Source organism: Pedobacter psychrotolerans (assembly GCF_004340665.1).
In the GTDB taxonomy this organism is placed as follows: Bacteria; Bacteroidota; Bacteroidia; order Sphingobacteriales; family Sphingobacteriaceae; genus Pedobacter; species Pedobacter psychrotolerans.
The window spans coordinates 454464-475168 of sequence record NZ_SLWO01000004.1 but is presented as its reverse complement, the minus strand read 5'-3'; the positions used below and the strand labels follow the sequence as shown (position 1 = coordinate 475168).

17 protein-coding genes and 1 other RNA gene are annotated in these 20705 nt (G+C 37.0%); 6 read left to right on the top strand and 12 right to left on the bottom strand.

Features of this window, described 5'->3' with window-relative positions; translation table 11 throughout:
- Positions 1 to 3 precede the first annotated feature (3 nt).
- From EV200_RS12320 to EV200_RS12300, 5 genes are all read right to left on the bottom strand, one after another.
- A complete protein-coding gene (locus tag EV200_RS12320; RefSeq protein WP_132532996.1) occupies positions 4 to 1092 on the bottom strand; it encodes a PAS domain S-box protein in 1089 nt (362 codons plus the stop codon).
- A 249-nt stretch (positions 1093 to 1341) separates the two neighbouring features.
- On the bottom strand, positions 1342 to 2040 hold the full coding sequence (locus EV200_RS12315) for a hypothetical protein (RefSeq protein ID WP_132532994.1): 699 nt from the start codon (positions 2038 to 2040) through the stop codon (positions 1342 to 1344).
- Between the two features lie 1196 nt (positions 2041 to 3236).
- Positions 3237 to 3686 (bottom strand): hypothetical protein, encoded by a 450-nt coding sequence (locus EV200_RS12310; RefSeq protein ID WP_132532992.1) that lies wholly within the window; start codon positions 3684 to 3686, stop codon positions 3237 to 3239.
- A gap of 142 nt (positions 3687 to 3828) precedes the next feature.
- Complete coding sequence (locus EV200_RS12305) at positions 3829 to 4506, bottom strand: sensor histidine kinase (RefSeq protein WP_132532990.1); 678 nt, start codon at positions 4504 to 4506, stop codon at positions 3829 to 3831.
- Complete coding sequence (locus EV200_RS12300; protein ID WP_132532988.1) at positions 4457 to 4831, bottom strand: hypothetical protein; 375 nt, start codon at positions 4829 to 4831, stop codon at positions 4457 to 4459. The genes EV200_RS12305 and EV200_RS12300 overlap by 50 nt, the downstream gene beginning before the upstream one ends.
- 302 nt (positions 4832 to 5133) lie before the next feature.
- Here EV200_RS12300 and EV200_RS12295 point away from each other — a divergent pair, with 302 nt between their 5' ends.
- Positions 5134 to 6075, top strand: coding sequence for a hypothetical protein (locus tag EV200_RS12295; RefSeq protein WP_132532986.1), 942 nt, complete (start codon positions 5134 to 5136; stop codon positions 6073 to 6075).
- Positions 6076 to 6099: 24 nt separating this feature from the next.
- Positions 6100 to 7116 carry an OmpA family protein gene (locus EV200_RS12290; protein WP_132532984.1) on the top strand — a complete coding sequence of 339 codons (1017 nt, stop codon included), beginning with the start codon at positions 6100 to 6102 and terminating at the stop codon, positions 7114 to 7116.
- A 1-nt stretch (position 7117) separates the two neighbouring features.
- Here EV200_RS12290 and EV200_RS12285 read toward each other — a convergent pair whose 3' ends face one another.
- Positions 7118 to 7567 carry a lysozyme inhibitor LprI family protein gene (locus EV200_RS12285; protein WP_208864543.1) on the bottom strand — a complete coding sequence of 150 codons (450 nt, stop codon included), beginning with the start codon at positions 7565 to 7567 and terminating at the stop codon, positions 7118 to 7120.
- Between the two features lie 577 nt (positions 7568 to 8144).
- Between EV200_RS12285 and EV200_RS12280 the strand changes: the two genes are divergently transcribed.
- Both EV200_RS12280 and EV200_RS12275 read left to right on the top strand, forming a co-directional pair.
- Positions 8145 to 8645 (top strand): hypothetical protein, encoded by a 501-nt coding sequence (locus tag EV200_RS12280; protein ID WP_132532982.1) that lies wholly within the window; start codon positions 8145 to 8147, stop codon positions 8643 to 8645.
- A gap of 336 nt (positions 8646 to 8981) precedes the next feature.
- Positions 8982 to 9959 (top strand): NmrA/HSCARG family protein, encoded by a 978-nt coding sequence (locus tag EV200_RS12275; RefSeq protein WP_132532980.1) that lies wholly within the window; start codon positions 8982 to 8984, stop codon positions 9957 to 9959.
- Positions 9960 to 10609: 650 nt separating this feature from the next.
- Here the strand turns inward: EV200_RS12275 and ssrA are convergent.
- The 3 genes from ssrA to EV200_RS12260 form a co-directional block, all read right to left on the bottom strand.
- Positions 10610 to 10975: a transfer-messenger RNA gene (gene ssrA / locus EV200_RS12270) on the bottom strand.
- 130 nt (positions 10976 to 11105) lie between these two features.
- Positions 11106 to 12305 (bottom strand): pyridoxal phosphate-dependent aminotransferase, encoded by a 1200-nt coding sequence (locus EV200_RS12265; protein WP_132532978.1) that lies wholly within the window; start codon positions 12303 to 12305, stop codon positions 11106 to 11108.
- Positions 12306 to 12367: 62 nt separating this feature from the next.
- Complete coding sequence (locus tag EV200_RS12260; protein WP_029288648.1) at positions 12368 to 12760, bottom strand: DUF1573 domain-containing protein; 393 nt, start codon at positions 12758 to 12760, stop codon at positions 12368 to 12370.
- Between the two features lie 167 nt (positions 12761 to 12927).
- Between EV200_RS12260 and EV200_RS12255 the strand changes: the two genes are divergently transcribed.
- Together EV200_RS12255 and EV200_RS12250 are read left to right on the top strand one after the other, a co-directional pair.
- Positions 12928 to 15351 carry an alpha-ketoacid dehydrogenase subunit alpha/beta gene (locus EV200_RS12255; protein WP_132532976.1) on the top strand — a complete coding sequence of 808 codons (2424 nt, stop codon included), beginning with the start codon at positions 12928 to 12930 and terminating at the stop codon, positions 15349 to 15351.
- Positions 15352 to 15563: 212 nt separating this feature from the next.
- Positions 15564 to 17903, top strand: coding sequence for a tetratricopeptide repeat-containing sensor histidine kinase (locus EV200_RS12250; protein WP_132532974.1), 2340 nt, complete (start codon positions 15564 to 15566; stop codon positions 17901 to 17903).
- 51 nt (positions 17904 to 17954) lie between these two features.
- Here EV200_RS12250 and EV200_RS12245 read toward each other — a convergent pair whose 3' ends face one another.
- The 3 genes from EV200_RS12245 to aroC all read right to left on the bottom strand — a co-directional run bounded on the left by EV200_RS12245 (position 17955) and on the right by aroC (position 20645).
- Positions 17955 to 18707 carry a LytR/AlgR family response regulator transcription factor gene (locus EV200_RS12245; RefSeq protein WP_132532972.1) on the bottom strand — a complete coding sequence of 251 codons (753 nt, stop codon included), beginning with the start codon at positions 18705 to 18707 and terminating at the stop codon, positions 17955 to 17957.
- 176 nt (positions 18708 to 18883) lie between these two features.
- Complete coding sequence (locus tag EV200_RS12240) at positions 18884 to 19492, bottom strand: DUF1684 domain-containing protein (RefSeq protein ID WP_132532970.1); 609 nt, start codon at positions 19490 to 19492, stop codon at positions 18884 to 18886.
- A gap of 55 nt (positions 19493 to 19547) precedes the next feature.
- The gene (aroC, locus tag EV200_RS12235; protein ID WP_132532968.1) at positions 19548 to 20645 is read right to left on the bottom strand and encodes a chorismate synthase; all 1098 of its coding nucleotides are present in this window, start codon (positions 20643 to 20645) and stop codon (positions 19548 to 19550) included.
- Positions 20646 to 20705 lie beyond the last annotated feature (60 nt).

Genomic DNA, 20705 nt, shown 5'->3' with positions numbered 1-20705 from the left:
CTGCTATCTGATACCAGGCTCACCAAGGTCTTTTGTCACTTTGGTGAAACCAATTACTCCGCCGTTTACATCGTGGATTGCTGTGATAAGTACGCTGGCCCAAAAACGAGACCCATTCTTACGAACCCGCCACCCCTCATCTCTTGCCTTACCAAGTTTCTTTGCCTCAGTAATAAGGCTAAGAGGTTTGCCGTTAGCAACATCTTCCGGGCTATAAAAAACACTGAAATTTTTGCCAATAATTTCTCCTCGCTTATATCCCTTTACCAATTCTGCACCCAAATTCCAATTTTCTATCTTTCCGTCTTCATCTAAAAGAAGTATAGCATAATCTTCGATCTCTTGAACCATCCTGTTAAATCGAACAAGCTTGACGTCTTTTTCCGTGTAAGTTTCGTCAACAATGGCTCTGATGCGTTCATCAAGCGTTATTGCCGCCTCATATAGCATAGCAATCCATTTTTGATTGAAAGTGAATGAACCTTTGTTAGCCAGATCAACTAAAGACATAATGGTGGTGAGTGGATGCCGGATTTCATGGGACTGAATAAAGGCAATTTGCTTTAAAGCAGATTTTTGTCGCTCCGTACGCTCAAGCGCTTCTTCTAACAGCTCTTGACTTTTTTTCATTTCCATCAAGTAGATGATCTGTTTAGAAAGCATATTGAGCATTCTTCGCTGTTGCTCCGACAAATTTCCGGGAGAGGCATCAAACAGACAAAGTTCGCCAAGTTTGTATCCATCTTTTGAGAGGATTGGTAAATAAGCATAAAAGCGAATATCTTTACTTTCTTTCACGTCAGCGTAATGAGCTAACGGCTGATCTTTTTGTGTATCTTCAATGATGAATATATCAGGCGATTGTTGTTTTTTGTGATTGAAGGTGTTTTTAAGGGCTATAAGATCAATATCCTGGTAATCGTCAGCTTTAGTTAATGTATATTGTTCATTCAGAAAAGTTACAAGTGCGATTTTTTTACCAGAGATTTCAATAGCCAGATCTATGATGGTTTGAAACTCTTCAGTTTGGGAAAAGTCTATGTTTTTAAATTCGTTGAGATACTTATCACCTCTATTTTTCCCAAATTTCATATGATAGTATAAATACGTTAATTTATTAATACAAAGTTAACATGTTTTCCAATTTAATTCTGCTAAAAATAACATGGTTAGATTAGAATGCTTTAGCCATGCAAGGCGAAGCATAACACTAAGTTTTTCTACCTGAAAAATATATTTATCAAAGAATTTAATGCCTTTTCCTATAAAACATTAAAAGGGCATGGGCAATCTCAAATATCAATTCAACACAGGATTATGAATATTATTTCATATCTGAAGTTACTCCTTAAATCTACGGTTTTCTTGCTCACATGCTTTCATGAACGCTAGCCCAAGTTTTGAGTAACCATACATACTTTGGTTCACATTTAGATCAGCGCCAATAGCTTTATCGTTATCCGATGTTTCGGTTTCCCTTTTTTGGGTAAAGGGAGGTAGTATTTTCTCCAGGAGGCCTAATCTAATCAAATTGGCTAGTTCATTTTCCTCAAGTGTATCAATTGGAGTTATGCTAACCCGGGATAAACGGTCGGAAAGGAGGTTATATTTTTTATGGTGGTATAGATTATTTATTTCATACTGGATAGTTAAGATTTCATTTGAAGTTTTGACCGCTTCTATGCTGATGCCTATGTGGTTTATTTCAATTTTTGATAAAATTTCCTGCAGAAGTATCAGCCTCTTTTTTAGTGTCTTTACTTGTTTCCCAACTAAATCCTTTATTTTTTCCATTTCTATATGTAAGTAATCCACCTGCATACTTATCGCCTGGAACGAAGTTTTCAGAAAAATAAATTCATTTATTGAAATCTGGTTGATTAACCCAAAGAAAGGATGAGTGCTTTCGAATTTTGCCTTAACTATGATTGTGGTATCCGGAAACCAGCTATTTTCAAGCCATTTATCCCTTTTGAATTTGACCGTGTCTGAAGACGGAACAAGTAAATCGAGATCTGGTGTTTGTGGTATGAATTTCATTGACTTCGAAATCACTATCTAGTAATATTTAACCTTATTTATCTAATGGTAAATTCAATTCCATATCCACCTTTCTGGTGAAAAATGGTTTTAATTTACGTTAAACAACTACTGATATAAGGTGCCTATTTAACGGAATAGCTGGGTAATTTATATTTTATTGCGGCAAATATAGTATTCATAGATTTACAAAACATAGGTTTCCTGTCATTTCTTGATATTTGTCAAAGTGTATTATTAGCAATTGAAAATAAAATGTGTTTTTCTATAAATTGCCATGATAATTAATATTTAATCTGGAATTTATTTTTCTAATGCAGGCGCTTTGATCCGCTATTATTTAGATAAACTCGAAGATAGCAAAATGATTAGCCATTAAATTTTTTGGATTAACAGAACACCTAGTGTGAAATTTTATTAGCAACTATATAAAAATAACAGATGGATTAAGTTAGAAATTATGTTTGTAGATTTCAGGAATTCATCGTAGATCTTGTGGCTCTGGCCGTCGAAAAAGTTTAGTGGTGAACAAAACAGTAAATTATCATTTACCGAAAGTTATTCTACTAAATTTCCAATTCTAGCCTTTCATATATGTTGTTTTTCCCTATTGACGTAATGATAAAAGTGCGTGAATTCTGTACTCTACGTATCCAGTGGTCATAATCATTTTATCTAACATCGCAGCGCCGATCAAGTCTTCTATAGATTTTATCCCTTTAGCTGCTAGCTTACACATGAAAGTGGTTAATGTTAGAGTACATGAAAAGTTGGTAATCAACCAAGACTATATTGATCCATCAAAATGGTCAACACTTATTTATAATTTAGACACTATTACGCAATCGGAGAAAAAATGGGTAAAAATTTTAGGTCAGAGGTGTGAAAAAAGCGCTCCTTAGTGACTTTTGAAGTGCTTTTTTTGTTAGTGAACTCAACATGAACAATCATCGAACTATTTTATTGCAGATTTATCGATACTATCAAATTTGTCAACTTCTTTAATGTGTAGAGAAAATTAAATCAATTATTCAAAGAGTATATTCAATATTATGTACTCTTTGAACTTTTGATAGATTTAATTAGATGGAAATCCAATAATATGCTGGAGACAAGCCAAGTATTGCCAAAGCTAATACTGCAAGTTGTACTCTTATTTCAGATTTTTCATAGAATATATAAGGAATGAAAAATCTTTATTTTAGCTTAACAGAGATCTCACCATCATCCATGCCATCTATATTCTTTTCCGCAAATATTACAGGTGAAGCTTTTTGCAAGGCTTTGAGGATGTCCGAGGTAGTACCTGAATGCTGAAGTGTAATCGAAGATCCTGAAGTACTGTATTTCATTTTCGTACTTTCAATACCTTTTACCCCCTGGAGTTTTTCATTGAGGCTTTTCAGTGCTGCAAAATCAACCCCACTGAGTTTTACAGTAGTTCTGGTTCCGGAAGATGTACCATCTTTCTTTTTTCCAAACAAACCCATTATTTTGTCACCGGTAGTTTTTGTCCGGTCGGCAGTGCGGCCGGCACGGTCTGCTCTGTCAGACGCTCTGTCGATTTTGTCAAGAATGGCTTGGGCTTTTGTTAATGTTGAACCGAATAACATTAGGCCAGCGCAAATGATCATGATCTTTTTCATAGTTTATGATTAATAAGGTACAGTGCAAAACTATCGCATAGATTAGGTAAATGAAATCCCTTTATTTAGGGCTTTTTATCTGCTGATTTATAGGTAGTTTACAAGAAATTATCAAGTCTTTTCTTAATGCTTTGACAAACAATTAAATGGAAACTTTTAATTCTATGTTAACATGGGTTCCCTGTCCATTATTACCTGAAACGATATCAAATTTTCCATCCAAATAGGCTACCCGTGTCTTGATATTACTGATCCCCATTCCTTTCTTTTCTTTCAAGCTTTCCATATCAAAGCCTACACCATCATCCTCAATAGTAATCATAAAATTATTCAGGGACAGGCTACATTGCAACAACACATTTTTTGCTTTTGAATGCTTTGCAACATTATTTAATAGCTCCTGTACGATACGATAGATGGTCATCTGCTGATCAACAGGCAAACCATCAATTACGTCAAGGCATTGAAAATCAATCACTAAGCTATCTGACATAAATGACTCAGATAAATCTCTTAAAGAAACTTCAAGGCCAAATTTAAGTAAGGAAACAGGCATCAGATTACCTGCAATTGATCTCAATTCAGTGATGGAATTATCCAGGCGATTCACAATTGATCCCAATTCCTGATCATCGGTCATACTTGACTTCGCAGACCATCCCGAGAGGTTTATTTTAACAGCCGCAAGCATCCCACCAAGTCCGTCGTGCAAATCGCGGCCTAACCTGTTCCGCTCTTCATCCTGCCCATTAATCATCGCACGCGTTAGTTTAACCTGATATTGCTGAACCATGTATTTCAGTTCCTGCTGGTAATTCAATTCTTGCTTTTTGGCTTTTTAAAGTATCGCTTTCCAGGAATACTATAGATTCGTAAAAATAGGAAATGGCCTGCAGGTAGGGGTATTTGTTACCCAATTCCCGGCCCTTATCTAAACACCACTTTGATTGCTGATCTTCATGTTTATTGTGGTAATAATATGATAAAAGAAAAAATTTCCTGGCCTTTGTGCTGTCAGATACATTCAGCTTTAAGCTCTTATTCAGGCTGTCTGCATATGATTCCTGGTTTAAGGGTAACTGCGCTTTACACCAGGCGATGCACAACGGCAATATTAAAAGAACAAGTATATATTTTTTTGCCATTTATATGAGTTAAGTAAATAGAGCTGCTGAAAATTTTGCTACGATTATAAACCCAAAACAGCTATAATAGTACACCGCAATTATAGCGATTAGTGTTGCTCGAAAACATTCAACAAGAACAAAATACCTAAAAACCGGTAGAAACAATTACATGTAAACAGGTATTGTATGGCCCGTGCTGCCGAAATAATTTTGTGCATATGATACTGAAAGTGACAGTCAGGATCAGAATACAACTTAAAATTATATAGAATATCTTTTAACTATAGTGCTATTTCACTATTAGGCATGAACCAAACGTTATGAAAAAACTATTTGTGTTGACATTTTATTTGTTGGCCATAAGTTCCTGCACAGCTCCTAACGCTGATAAAAAACAGGTATTAGATAAAAATAATGATCAAAATACTGTTCAGGATAATCGGCAAAAGTTTACTGAAGGTAAAATTGAAATCGAAATTACCACCCCTGGAACATCATTGGGGGAAATTTTCCGAAGTGTAGATTCTAAAAAAGGAAATGTCCGTAAACAGCTCGAAAATGCTATCAAATTATCAAGCCCTAAAACAAAGCTGGAATTTGAGTCCATCAGTAATAAAAATCCCATGATGCTACTCAACCTTATGCTGTTACCCTGGAAATCATCCATTTTCCTAAAGCCAGGTAAAGCAACAGCGAAGTTTGACGCTTTAACTTATCATGGCGAAAATACGGTGGACGATAAGTCTGGGCACGGTACCTTTTTTATCAGTACACAGGATAATAAGAACCAGAAAATCACCTTCACTTATCAAAAAAATGAACTCGGTAAAGCGGGTATTCAATCTACGATACGCAGTGAAGACTATACAATAGAAAAGACACCTATTATTGAAAACATCGCAGGTTTTACCTGCAAAAAAAGCATTTATACCTTGAAGCATCCGGGTAATGCAAACAACCCTCGATTGGTATCTAATTCCCTTACAGTCGCTAAGATAGAGGTTTGGTCTTCAGATCAAATGCCATCATCAGTTAACTTCTTAAATCCCTTATATATCAATGAAAAAGGCGGAATAATGAAACTGAAAGTTTTTTATACTACAGACGAGCATGTGGCCATTATATATCGCTTTAAAAAGGTTGAAGCCACAAAAATAAGTCCTGAAGAAATGAAAATTCAGCAGTCCTCACCTGTCTATAATTATTCGAAAGACGCAGTACACATTGCCAGTCAAGTGATGGGTATCCTGTTTAAAATCTAATACGTCGAATTTACAATACATCCTATGAAAAAATTGATTTATTTCCTTTCATTCGCATTAATGGTGGTTTCCTGTTCAAATCCAGACACCAAACAAAGTACAGTAGCTGATACAGTTCAAAACCCGGCTGCTGATTCAAGCAAAGCGCAACCTGTCGAAAAGCGAGGGTTTGATATCCGCAACATTCCTGTCACTAAAAAAGATCTTGGGGTATTCCCTTATTTTTCAGCACCTAAAAAAACTGTTTACATCAATGGCGGCGGAAAGAAAAAAGACTTTGATCAAACGTATGTCCCGGTCAACGGCATATTGACTCCTGTAGAGGGACCTTCTTTTAGTGCATACATACAAGCTGCCGATGGGGAAGAGTGGCAACAATTCTATGTAGATAATAGCTATGAAGATATGATTGTAAGTTTAGGTGGGGTAAAAATAGCTGAGGAAGTAGTAACTAAAGAGGAAGTTGACCGTGTAGGAAAAGATAAATTGAAAAGTGGTGATGAAGGATCTTTTGACTATTGGAGCAATATCCCTATTAAAACTTATTTAATCAAACGTTCAGATAGCGATATAGTTTATATCCAGCTGCAAACCACCAGCACCAGCGGCGCAATACAAATTGCGGAGAAAGGAAGTTTTCATCAGACGATCTCGCTAATTAAAGCGGATGAAATTAAACAACAATTAGATCGTGCGGGGAAAGCTGTTCTATATATCAACTTTGATACCGACAAATCATCTTTAAAGCCCGAAGGACAAACCGCAGTAGAAGAAATCAATAAGGTGCTCAGTGCTGATATCAGCTTGAAAATTGCGATCAATGGGCATACTGACAATACAGGGAATGAAGCACGAAATCTGATCCTTTCAAAAGAAAGAGCTGCTGCAGTGCGTTCTGCATTAATTAAAAAAGGAATTGCAGACGAACGACTCATCTCAAATGGCTTTGGCTCCAAAAAACCACTGGTCGCCAACACAACAGAAGAAAACAAAGCTAAAAACCGGAGGGTGGAATTAATAAAGTTAAAAGATAGCGCTTAATCTACTTAATTTTTACAGATCCACTGCAAACGTCTCCTTCCGGTATTCCGTTTAACCAAACCTTTAAGAACTTTATTCTTTCTCGGGTCAGTTGCTCAAGGTATCCTGCTTCGCAGGTAGGCTGCACGGAGCCATATTTGTCGGTTTCAGGAAATCTAGCACCAAGTTCCGCGTCTCTTAACTGGACCCACAATCGTTGAGTAATCTTTAGTTTATTTATGAAGAGCGGCTGCGCAGCGTATTCTTTCAAAATTTGTTTGTATACCAAATTAAGTTCCTTATCTGCTTTCTCATATCCGCTACCCGCCTGCATATTTATAGCTGTTCTAGACTGTGCAGAAGTGCAAGAAGTGAAAAAGACAAACATGATCCCAATACAAATTCCTGCTAAGACACTCTTTTTTAACTGCATAAAAATACTTCCAAATTTCATCACTCTTATTTCAACCATTGAGTTTTGGGCTTTTGTTTTAAAAGCTCATGATTTTCCATTAAGTCAAATATGGCGAAATTATATTGTATCTGCTCATTAACATGACGTCCTTATTTATTTCTACCTTCTTCTTCATTAAAGTCAATTCCACAAAAAAAAAGCTGCCATTCACGGAAGCATACATATTTAAATAATAAGTGCTAGAAATCAGAACTGCCCATTGCCGCACAATATGCTATCCGTTAGCAGTCTTCAGGGTAACTTATACTCATAATTGATATGCTGCGTTCCAAGTTTTAACTGCTTCTTTTTTGTTTCACCTAACAATTTCGTGCTAGCATCTATTTGCTTTCTTTAATCATACGACAATTCAGTCTTTACAAAAGCCCGGACTATATCTGATAAGCTGACGCACACATAGAACAGGGAGTTGGCTTTAGCGGGCGAAGAATAAAGGACAAGGTTTAGTTATTTAATTTATCTTTAGCACATGGTTTGAGCTCAGGTTTCCTGATTTTCCCAACAGAGTAAGGTATAAACCTTTATCGGTAACCCTAACCGCTTCTGTAAATATTTAATTGCCTGAGAAAATTCAATGCCTAGAAACAATAAGAATATTCCCGTTAATGCGATGACCGACAATTTTTGTCAAAGTATATCAGTAGACGGGGACAGCTTTAACAAATCCGACTTTAAAACAGCCCATCAATACGAAAATTTAACGCAATCGCATCGTGATGAGGGGTATACCTTTCACATCGTCGAAAAGGGAATGGTGCATATTGAAATCGATTTTATAAAATATAAAATCATAGGACCTGCGGTTGTTTATATGCACCCGAATCAAGTGCATCGGATTTTGGAGTTTGGAAATATTACAGTCTGCTCTCTGGCAATCAAAAACGAAAACCTGAATCCCGATTATCTTAAGTTTCTGGAAGAAATAGCACCTGCAAAGCCATTGAAACTAACCAAAGAAAGCAACCTTATCTTTTCGGAAATATTTTCGCTTTGTCTGAAGTTTTTTAATCAAAAAGCCAATAGGCTTAGTTTTCATTTGTTAAAAGACAGTTCAATACTCTGGTTGCTTTTTTGACCTCACAGTTTCTGGATCAACATAAGTCAGAAGCCAATCTTTCCAGATTTGAAATAGTTGCAAAAACGTTCAGGCAATCACTAAAGGCCAATTACCGTACACTCAAACGGCCTGGCGAATACGCTGGTCTATTAAACATTTCTACCGCCTATCAAATCCATTGCAATACTTACCGTACTGGGATAAACCTTTCCATTTAGTTATTACATAATCAGGGATAAATTTTGTTTTCGTTGATAATTTTGGGCCTATCTTTTTAGATAGTTATTGCTAATCTAGCTTACTAAAAATACTTTTGCAACTATAATTTCTATAGTTAATTTAAGGCAATAGATAATGAAATCAGACTTAAAAGTAAATGAAGTCAGGAAAGTAAAAGAGAAACCCCTGATTACCATCGTTGGTATTTTAGGTAAACAGGGACTGAGTGCTGCGCGGACGTTGTTAGGCAGCGGAGAGTACCGTGTGCGTGGGATCACCCGTAGGATTGATTCCCCGGAAGCGCAGTATTTGAAAGAACAGGGCGTTGAACTGATGGGCATACCGCTTAACATAGGTTATAAAGAAGATTTAGTCGAAGCATTCCGGGGATCACATGGTGTTTTCATGATGACACCAAGCATTGCACCTCCTCAGACCCATGAGATGGAACTGGGTATTGAGTTAGCCGACGCAGCAGTTGAAGCAGGGGTGAAGCATATCATTTTTAGCAGTCTGGAAAATGTAGATAAAATTACTCAGGGAAGGAAATTTGCACCTCATTTTACAGATAAAGCCAAAATCGAAGAATATATACGTACACTTCCAGTCGAGAGCTCATTTATCTACATGGCTTTTTTCTATACCAACCTTATAGAATTTTACACTCCCTGTATGGAGGGAGATACAATGGTGTTCCCTATTTATCTACCTAAGGATTTCTGTGCGCCATTTGTGGATCCACTTACGGCTACCGGACCGGCTGTGATGGAGATTTTTTCACATCCCGGGATTTATGTCGGTAAGTCCTTGCCGGTAATCGGCGATATAATCTCTCCACAGGAAATGGTTAATACTTTTATCCGGGTTACAGGAAAGAAGGCGGTATATAGTTCTGCTTTTACGCGTGAGCAGATGCTTCGTCATTTTCCAGAATTTGCCGATAATGAGTTGTTAGTTAGTGAGATATTGGGAATGGCAGAATACGCAGTTGAATATGGTTATTTTAAAAAAGATCGCGACTTACATTGGAGCCGGCATGTTAATCAAAACAGCATGAATTGGGAACAGTTTTTACATGCCACTGGCTGGCAAGGTGAGAAGCTGACGTTTTAATCACTTATGAAGGTTTCACAGTATAAAACTAACCTATTAATTCCGGAGCTCTGAAAAGGGCTGCGAAACTACTCTGCCCATAGGTCAACTGTAGCTTAGCTTCTGGAATTTTGATGGAGGTTTGATTATACTTCTGCTTTTTACAAATATTCAGTGTCACTAAAGAAACATAGTAAGTCTGTCATTCCAATGGCGATGGGTAGACAGTGTATAAGATAGCCACTGTTGAGATGCATAGACTACCCTTAACGACTGGGCTAAATCGTGTTTATCCTAACAATTTAATTAAAATGCTGCTTCATTTCTGACATTATCCATTGAAGATGTTGAATTAGTACAGGCCATTTTTAGCGCCTTTATAACATGCACTATGTTGACACTGCAAAACTGAAAGAACCTATAGGCGTAGAATCCACCAGGCACTTTTCGAACATCACATCATTATATCCATTTTATGGAGCGGATTATTGTCCGGTATTAGGATAGGTTCTTGAGGGGTTTGCTTTCTCGGGTATAAGTAGAGTCCGAATTTTTTCGTAGTTATTTGTGCAAATTACTCACCAAACATATGAAAAAAGCGGTGTCAAAAGTCACTAAATACAAAAACAAAAGCCTGCAAATGATTCATTTGCAGGCTTTTAATACTAATTTTGTGGAGCCGAAGGGAGTCGAACCCTTGTCCAGTTGTGAGATAAATTATACCTTCTACATGCTTATTTTTCAATTAATTTTCGAGCTATAAACGGGCTGAAAACCGACCTTGTTTATAACCTTAGATACTTTATCTCACTTCAAGTCGTATCTACTTGAAGCCAGCTTTGTTGTTTCGATGCCCCGATTTCTAACCCAACAATGCAACAGTTAGAGGGACAAAAGCTGTTTAGTTCTAAACTAGGCAGCTAAGGCGTAAGTGTTTTCGCCAACTAAAATGTGATCGTTCACTTTAAGTGCTCTCCGAACAACGCACTGCATGCTAACATAACCTTCGCCACCCTGTCAAATCCAAGAACGGCCCCGGTTTTTTAGTTTTATCTCAATTCTTCTGTATCGAGTAAAACCGAACGACAAATGTACAAAAAAAATGCCAAATACAGCTGTAAACTAATATTTGGCATCTAAATTCAAATTGAAAACCTGTAATGTAAACTATATCGTTCTTCCAGGATATAGTTTTAATGCGATTTCTAAACAGTCCATTGCTGCATTCAAATCAGTTGTATTCAGTACATAGGCCATACGAACTTCCTGTTTTCCAGAACCTTTCGTTGAATAGAATCCGGTGGCAGGTGCCATCATCACGGTTTGGTTCTCATGTGCAAAATCTTCCAGTATCCATTGGCAGAATAGATCCGCATCATCAATCGGGAATTTTGCAACTACATAAAAAGCACCGCCTGGATTGGGACAAAATACGCCTTCAATCTGATTTAAACGACCCACTAAGGTATCACGACGTAGCGTATATTCTTGATTTACTTTTTCAAAATAACTATCTGGCGTATCTACTGCAGCTGCACCAGCTATTTGTTCAACCATACCTGGACTTAACCTGGCTTGGGCAAATTTTAATCCGGAAGCAATTACTGCTTTATTCTTGGTAATCAAACAACCTAAACGCGCACCACAGGCACTGTAACGTTTAGAAACAGTATCCATAATCACTACATTTTCTTCCAATCCGTCTAAATGCATTGGTGAAATAAATTCACGGCCATCATAACAAAATTCACGGTAAGCTTCATCAGAAAATAAAAACAAGTCGTATTTTTTGCAGAGTGTTTTTAATGCTTCTAGTTCTGCCCTTGAATATAAATAGCCCGTAGGGTTATTTGGATTACAGATAATAATGGCCTTCGTTTTTTCAGTAATCAGTTTTTCAAATTCAGCAATAGGAGGCAAGGCAAATCCATTTTCAATCACAGATAAAATAGGCTTTACAACTACATTACTCATGCAGGCAAAACCATTATAATTAGCGTAAAAAGGCTCAGGGATGATAATTTCATCACCTTCATTCACACAAGTTTGCATCGCAATGGTAATGGCTTCTGATCCTCCAACGGTTACTAGGATATCCTCTGGAGTAATGCCGTAACCTAATTTATTATAGTATTCTGCAAGTTTTAAACGGTAGGCAAGTGTTCCTTCGGATGGCGTATAAGCCCAAACATTGAAATCTATGTTTTTAATGGCATTCAACATTCCTTCGGGTGTTTCAATATCTGGCTGACCTATATTTAAGTGGTAAACTTTCTTACCATCTTTTTTAGCTTGATCAGCATATGGCGTTAACTTTCTGATTGGCGAAGCTGGCATTTGCTCCCCCTTTAGTGAAATCTTTGGCATGGCACAAAAATAAAAAAGTCCCGATGATTATCGGGACTTTACAAATATTATTTCTAGAAAAATTATTTTGAGCTTGCTGCAACAGTTTCACCTTTAATGTAAAGAACTTTTACTGGTGTTTTTGCGTTTGAAGTTAAAGTTACTGCTTTAGAAAATGCTGATGGACCAGCAGCTGCATTAAAAGTTACAGAAATTACACCAGTCTCACCTTTTTTAATTGGTGTAGAAGTATATTTAGGAACAGTACAACCACAACTAGCTTCAGCCTTAGTAATAATTAATGGTTCTTCACCAACATTGGTGTATTTAAAATCATATGTCACTGGCTTACCCATCGGAATTTTACCGAAATCGTGAGTTTCTGATTCAAACTTAAAATCTGCAGGTTTTGATTGCGCATTTGCAATCACGCCAAAACCTAAAACGAAGGCGAATAATACTAAGATCTTTTTCATGTTATATGAGAAATTATTTTTTTTAAACGGTTAAAACAAATTTAACAATTTAGTATTAAAACAAAAACTATTCCAATTATATTTTGTCAGTCCATATATAATTTTACAATTGAAGATTAAGGCAAGCTTTTAATTTTGCATATATTTGCCAGAACCAATATTTGATTATGATGCAGAATGAAAAATTTATAACCAATTCTATTGACAATTCTGAATTAACATTTAACGATTTTAAAACAATCGTAATGAATGATTATAAGATCGCCTACGAAAGCAGACAAGCTAGTGTATTGGGTCGCAGAGAGGTGTTGACGGGAAAGGCTAAATTTGGCATTTTTGGCGATGGTAAAGAGGTTCCTCAAGTGGCTATGGCTAAGGCTTTTAAAAATGGCGACTGGCGTTCAGGGTATTACAGAGATCAAACTTTCGCCTTTGCAACAGGCATATCAACCATTAAAGAATTCTTTGCTCAGCTATACGCTAATCCTACAAATGGTGCCGATCCTTTTTCAGGTGGACGACAAATGAACTGTCATTTTGCAACCAAATCCATTAATGAGGATGGGACCTGGAATGACTTAACAAAAATCAAAAATTGTTCTTCTGATATATCTCCAACAGGAGGCCAAATGGCTCGTCTGGTTGGCCTGGCATATGCATCAAAATTATTTAGAAACAATAAGGAACTTGATTACCTCAAGCATTTTTCCGTTAATGGTAATGAGGTTGCCTTTGGTACCATTGGCAATGCTTCAACTTCCGAAGGCGTTTTTTTTGAAGCCATAAATGCTGCTGGCGTACTACAGATTCCGATGGCTATATCCATTTGGGACGATGCTTACGGAATTTCTGTGCCGGCAAAATACCAAACAACTAAAGAAGACATTTCAGAAGTTTTAAAAGGTTTTCAGCGTAATGCTGATCAACCCGGATACGAAATATATAAGGTTAAGGGTTGGGATTATCCAGCCTTATGTGAAGTTTATGAAAAAGCCATAGAGGTTTGCAGAGAAGAGCATGTTCCTGTACTGATTCACGTAACCGAACTTACACAACCTCAGGGGCATTCCACTTCGGGCTCTCATGAAAGGTATAAATCTAAGGATCGCCTTACCTGGGAAAGCGAATATGATTGTTTGCTCAAGATGCGGGAGTGGATGCTGGATTCTGCGATAGCTACTGAAGAAGAAATCACTGAAGTAGAGAAAAAAGCAAAAGTATTTGTCCGTAATGCTCAAAAAGAAGCCTGGAATGAGTTTTTAGATAGCATCAAACCAGAGCAAAAAACAGTGATTGATTTAATAGGCGGGCTCGCTAAACATCAACCAGAATTAGCGAAGATAGCGGCACAGTTAGCTGCAACTGCAGATGCACAGCGGAGAGAGGTATTCAGCGCTGCCCGTAAAGCCATTCGCTTATCAGCTAAATTTGATACTGAAGAAAGAACAGCACTATTAACATGGTATCAAGATCAGGAAGCATTAAGTTTCGACCGTTATAATTCAAAACTTCATACAAATGGGATAGAAAGTCCAGGTAAAATTGCTGTGATTGATGCCGAATACGATGAACTCTCAAAAATGGTGGATGGGAGAGAAGTGCTTAATGCCTGTTTCAATGAGAACTTCGCTCGTGATCAACGTTTGGTGGCTTTCGGTGAGGATTTAGGGAATATAGGGGATGTTAATCAAGGTTTTGCTGGTTTGCAGGCTAGGTTTGGTGAACTGAGGGTTACTGATACTGGTATCAGGGAAATGACTATCATGGGCCAAGGGATTGGTCTTGCTATGCGAGGCTTAAAACCTATTGCTGAAATTCAATATTTAGATTATCTGATCTTTGCCTTAAATGTGCTGAGCGATGATTTGGCTTCCCTTTCATACCGAACCAAAGGCATTCAGAAAGCGCCTGTTATTGTTAGAACAAGAGGACATCGTTTAGAAGGCGTTTGGCATTCAGGCTCCCCCATTAGTATGTTATTGGGTTCGTTAAGAGGCTTGCATTTGTGTGTGCCACGAAATATGACTCAGGCAGCTGGAATGTATAATACGCTTTTCAGAGCCGATGAACCAGCAGTAGTAATCGAATGTCTGAACGGCTATCGTTTAAAAGAAAAATTACCCAATAACATCGGTGATTTTACGGTACCACTTGGAAAGGCAGAGGTACTGGAAAAAGGTTCGGATATTACAGTAGTATCTTATGGATCGACTTTAAGATTGGTACAGGAAGCTGCAGAAGAATTGGCTAATTTTGGTATCTCAGTGGAAATTGTTGATCCTCAAACCTTATTGCCATTTGATTTGAATAAAGTTTGTGCGGCCTCTCTGGCCAAAACGAATAAACTTTTAGTTGTAGATGAAGATGTTCCGGGAGGTGCCTCAGCTTACATTTTGCAAAAAGTACTGGAAGATCAAAACGGGTATTTTACGTTAGATGGAAAACCTAGAACACTATGTGCCAAGGCGCATCGTCCGCCTTTTGGATCAGATGGTGATTATTTTAGCAAACCTTCTGTTGATGATATTATTGAAACCATTTATGAAATGATGCATGAAACCAATCCGGGTCAGTTTCCAGCAATTTATTAATGCTGTAGCTGGCGGAAGGTCTTGCTCTATATAATATAAATCCGGACTCAATTTAAATTTTAAAAATCTTTTATAATTAATGGTAAAATAGATATCTTAGGTGAAGTTATCTATTATCGTCCCATTTATGTTTCATGTAATTGCTTTCAGTGGAATAGCTGGTGCCATTTTGCCTGTTTTAAACTTCTTCCATTTTTATAACATTTAAGCGGTTGGAGAATTTATTAGCTGATTTGGTTTATACCTGTTCAGGGTACTGGAAACAATCGATTTTCTGTTTTTTTTTCTTCACTTTTCTCCTCTGTCAGGAAGGGCATGCACAAAAGAATAATCAATCTCAAAAGGTAGATAGCTTGTTAGCGCTCAATCAATCGCATCCCCAAGTTGATTCGGTTAAAGTTATGCTACTTGAACAGATCTATAAAGGTTATTTGAAGTTAAAAGATGTCGGTAAATTTGAAGAATATGTAGATAAAACCGTTGCCTTGGCCCAAAAGTTAAAATTGCGGAACATATCAGGTTTTGCTTTGTATCGCCGGGCAAAATTTTATCATGGCAAAACTGTTTTTACAAAATCCGAAGAATACTATCATCTGGCGATTACTGAATTTGAACTAGCTAAAAATTTAGATATGGTTGCCGGAACATATTTAAATTTAGGTGCTTTATATACTGCGATTCCTGATTATGCAAAATGTTTAGAAGTCAATCAAAAAGCAATTGCCATTTATGAACAAATGGGCAATGAATCTGATTTGGCGAGTTGTTATACCAATCTTTCTGCTGTTTACCAAAGTCTTGGAAACCATAGCCAATCGCTGGTTTACCTGAATATGGCATTAAAAATCTTCACCAATGAGAGTGCACAGTCAAGAGGAGTAGCAGTAGTCAATGAATTAATCGGGACTGCGTATTATGAGGCCAATCCCTCTGAATTGAAAAAAATGGGTATTCTTCCTAAGGATCGTTTAGGTGTGGCTTTGCAATACTATCAAAAATCATTAAAGGTAGCAGATCTTTTAAATGATAAAAGCATCATGTCATCCGTGAGGAAAAGTATGGGAGATGTTTACAATGCAATGGATAAAAAAGACCTGGCCTTAAGCACCTATCAAAAAGCCATTCAGATTGGCAAAGATCTTGATGATAAATCAAGCTACGTAGACTGTCTATATGCTTTAGGAATGTTTTACCAGCAGCAACATGATCATGCAAATGCTTTGGCGCTATTTAAAGATAGCTACAAAATGGCTGATGAAAATAATCTTATTGAATTGAAAAGAAATGCAGCACTTGGCCTGAGTGATTCCTATAATGAATTAAAAGACTATAACCAATCGCTCAGCTTTTATAAACAATATATTGTGCTGAGAGATCAGATTTTTAATGAGGATAAGGAAAAAGAAATCACCAGGCGACAAATGCAAATTGATTTTGGTTTCAAAGAAAATGAATATCGCTATAAACAAAAGATTACGGGAATAGAATTGCAAAAACAGGTACTTCTGGCTAAGCAACAACAACAAGAGCTCTATTTAAAAAAACAACAACTGGCATTAAGTGACCAGGAAAAAAGCCTGCAACGCCTTACTTTTTTAAAAAAGCAGCTAGATCTGGAAATTGCCCAAAAAAATCAGTCTGGGAAATTTGAACGTGCCAAACTTCAGGCGAAATACGAAACCTCTCTTAGAGACAAACAAATATCAAAACAAGAGCAACAAATTAAGTTCGATTGGAGAATCAAAATTTTCCTCTCCATCGGCCTTGCACTTGTACTTTTTATCGCTGCTATCATCTATTATAATCAGCGCAAAACCAAACTTTTAAATAAGGTCATTAATCAACAAAGGCAAGAACTCGAACAATTAAACAGGGTTAAGGATAAGATTTTCAGTGTGGTAAGTCATGATATGCGCACTCCGGTGAACGCACTAATTTCGTTTATTCAGCTATTGGAAGGTGGGAACATCGATCAGGAAAAACTCACCAGATATGCAGCTACACTCAAGCATAATTTGAGTTATACGTCAACGATGATGGAGAATCTTTTAAATTGGGCAGCCAGTCAGATGCAGGGTTTTCATCCCGATATGGAAACCTTGAATATTCATCAGTTACTTAACGGGGTGATGGATGCTGTGCTCCATCATGCAGATGCTAAAAACATCAAAATAGAAAATAAAACTGATCCAGAAATGCATGTTGAAGCAGATGCCAATATGCTTTCGCTAATTGTTCGCAACCTGATCAGCAATGCCATCAAGTTTACACCAAGAAACGGGTTAATTACTTTATCAGATAAAAGTTTAGAGAATGAGCTGCATATCATCATAGCTGATGATGGTATAGGCCTGAGTGATCAGCAAATGGAACATTTTAATAAAACCAGTTATAACGGTGCGGGGATCAGTACCTTGGGTACTGAAAAAGAAAAGGGAACCGGGTTAGGCTTAATACTTTGCAGAACATTTATAGACCTTATGGGCGGTAAAATAAGTGCAACTAAAAATAATCCTGCAGGGACCATTTTTACCATTAGCTTACCTAAATAAATTAAATTCAAACGCAATTCAGCATCCTGTTTATTAGGTCGTTTTCAGCTTTTACTTGATAAATCTGGATAAGATTTTTTTATCTATTGCGTGCTCGAGTAGCTCCTGGCGATTAGCCGCACTGATTGGAACCACAAAATCGTGATTCAGATGCACTTCATGATTGGTTAAAGTGGCAATATGGTTTACATTAATGATATATTGCTTGTGTACCCTGGAAAAATAATTCTTAGGGAGTTGCTTTTCTAAATTCTTCAAACTCACCAAAATAATATGCATATCGTTTCTGGTAAAGATTTTAGAGAAATCGCCCATACTCTCAATATAAATCACATCATCGTATTTTAGCTTGGTAATTCCCTTTGTTTCTTTAAAAAAGAAATGATCATCTTGGTTGGTCGGCGCCTTGTAAGCATTTTCGGCTACATGACTCACCTGTTTTTTCAATTCGAGGTATTCTATCGCTTTGTTTGCAGACTTTAATACCCTTTCAAAAGTTGCAGGTTTGACAATAAAATCAATGGCATCTACCTCATAGCTTTCAGCAGCATATTTGCCATGTGCCGTAATAAATATGAAAAGTGGATGGTTTTTGAAGCTTTTTAATAACTCAATTCCCGACAATTCTGGCATATCGATATCTGAAAATACAATATCGATGCTGTTTCTGGATAATATGTCAGCGGCCTCAATTCCGCTTTTACAAACGGCTATAATTTCTAATGGTGAGATTTTTCGCAGATGCATTTCCAGAGCATCTCTTTCGATCTCATGGTCATCAACAATCAAACATTTGTAGCGCATTCAGGGGGATTTATTGAAATCAATATAATATAGGATAACATATTATACAGGCATTAAATATAATTCAAATTCCCAATAACTTAAGAGAATTTAAAAATTATTATCTTTTATTTATAAATCGTTGGTTAGATTACATAATGATTAAGAAAAGTCTCACAATATTAAACCTTAATGTTTTAATTCTTATGCTTTTTTTTACCGGTATATAATTTTTCGCCAGCTTTGACTTCTATTTGAAGATCATTTTCTTCTGGCGGTACAGGACATCGATAACCATCACTATAAGCACAGTAAGGATTATAAGCTTTATTAAAATCAACTTCGATTTGATGGTCTTTAATATCCTTTTCCCTTAAATCGATATATCGACCACCACCATAGGTTTCCTTTTGGTTTGTTTGATCTGTAAAGGGCAAAAAGAGTAAATCTTTATAAGCCGGATTCATGGAGAGTGCTACATTTTTATAAAGCGTCATGTTGACTGACGTTCCACTTAAATTAAAGCTGATTTTAGCGTAACGATAAAATTCTTTACTGGTACCATCATAGGTCGGCATTTTAAAAATCTTTTCGTTTGTTAAAATATCTACTTTTGCCATGATTCTGTAAGCACTATCTATTTCAAAGAAATGCAGCTGTTGTAAATCTGCTTCCTTTAATGGCGAATGACTATCCTTTAGAAAATCTTGTTTATACACCTCACGATGCTTGGTAATTTGCTCGGAATAGGATTGAGCAAAAGTATTTAAACTAATGAAAAGTAATAGGATAGGGAAGATTTTCATAGTTTGTTAATTACAAATTAAATAGTCGTCATTACCTAGCAATGACGACATAATATTAGATCACACTCACTTTATTTCTTAAAAACTGATCGGCTAAAACCAAGGCAGCCATTGCTTCTACAATCACTACCGCTCTTGGCACTACACAAGGATCATGGCGGCCTTTACCTTTAATTTCTGAAATCTCTCCGGCTGCATTTATGGTTTGCTGATTGTGCATGATGGTAGCAACAGGTTTGAAGGCCACTTTAAACGTAATATCCATCCCATTCGAAATTCCGCCCAAAATACCACCAGCAAAATTGGTAGTGGTTTTGAAAATTTTTGAATCAGCGGCTTTAGGTTGAGGAATATCGTTGTGCTGTGAACCCTTTAATTCACTTCCGGCAAAGCCCGAACCATATTCAAAACCATGAACGGCATTAATACTTAACATTGCTTTGCCCAAATCTGCATGTAATTTATCAAAAACCGGCTCGCCTAAACCGGCAGGACAACCTTTAATTACACAGCTGATTTTACCACCTACGGTATCACCATCTTTTCGGATGGCATCAATAAATTCAATCATTTCATGAGCGGTAGCAGGATCAGCACAGCGAACAATGTTCTCTTCTCTGATATTTAACAAAGCTGATAAATCGTTGCTTTCTAAATTTGGTGCCTCAATGGTTCCTACCGAAGTAACATGAGCAAAAATTTCAATGCCTTGTTGTTTCAGGAATAATTTAGCAATGGCACCTGCGGCAACACGTGCGGCTGTTTCGCGTGCAGATGAACGTCCACCACCACGGTGGTCGCGGATCCCATATTTTGCATCATAAACATAATCTGCATGACTTGGCCGATATACATCTACATTATGTCCATAATCTTTTGATCGCTGGTCTTCATTCGGAATCAATAATGCTATCGGTGTTCCGGTACTTTTCCCCTCAAAAATGCCAGATAAAATCTGAACGGTATCGCTTTCCTTTCTTTGTGTGGTAATTTTGGATTGACCTGGTTTTCGTTTATCTAATTCTGACTGAATAAAATCCAGATCCAGATCCAATTGCGCCGGACAGCCGTCAATAATGACTCCAATAGCTACGCCATGAGATTCACCAAAAGTAGTAATGCGAAATAATTGTCCGAATGAATTGCCTGCCATGCTTATTTTAAATGTTAGATTTGAGATATTAGATTTGAGATTTTTCCCTCAAAGTATATC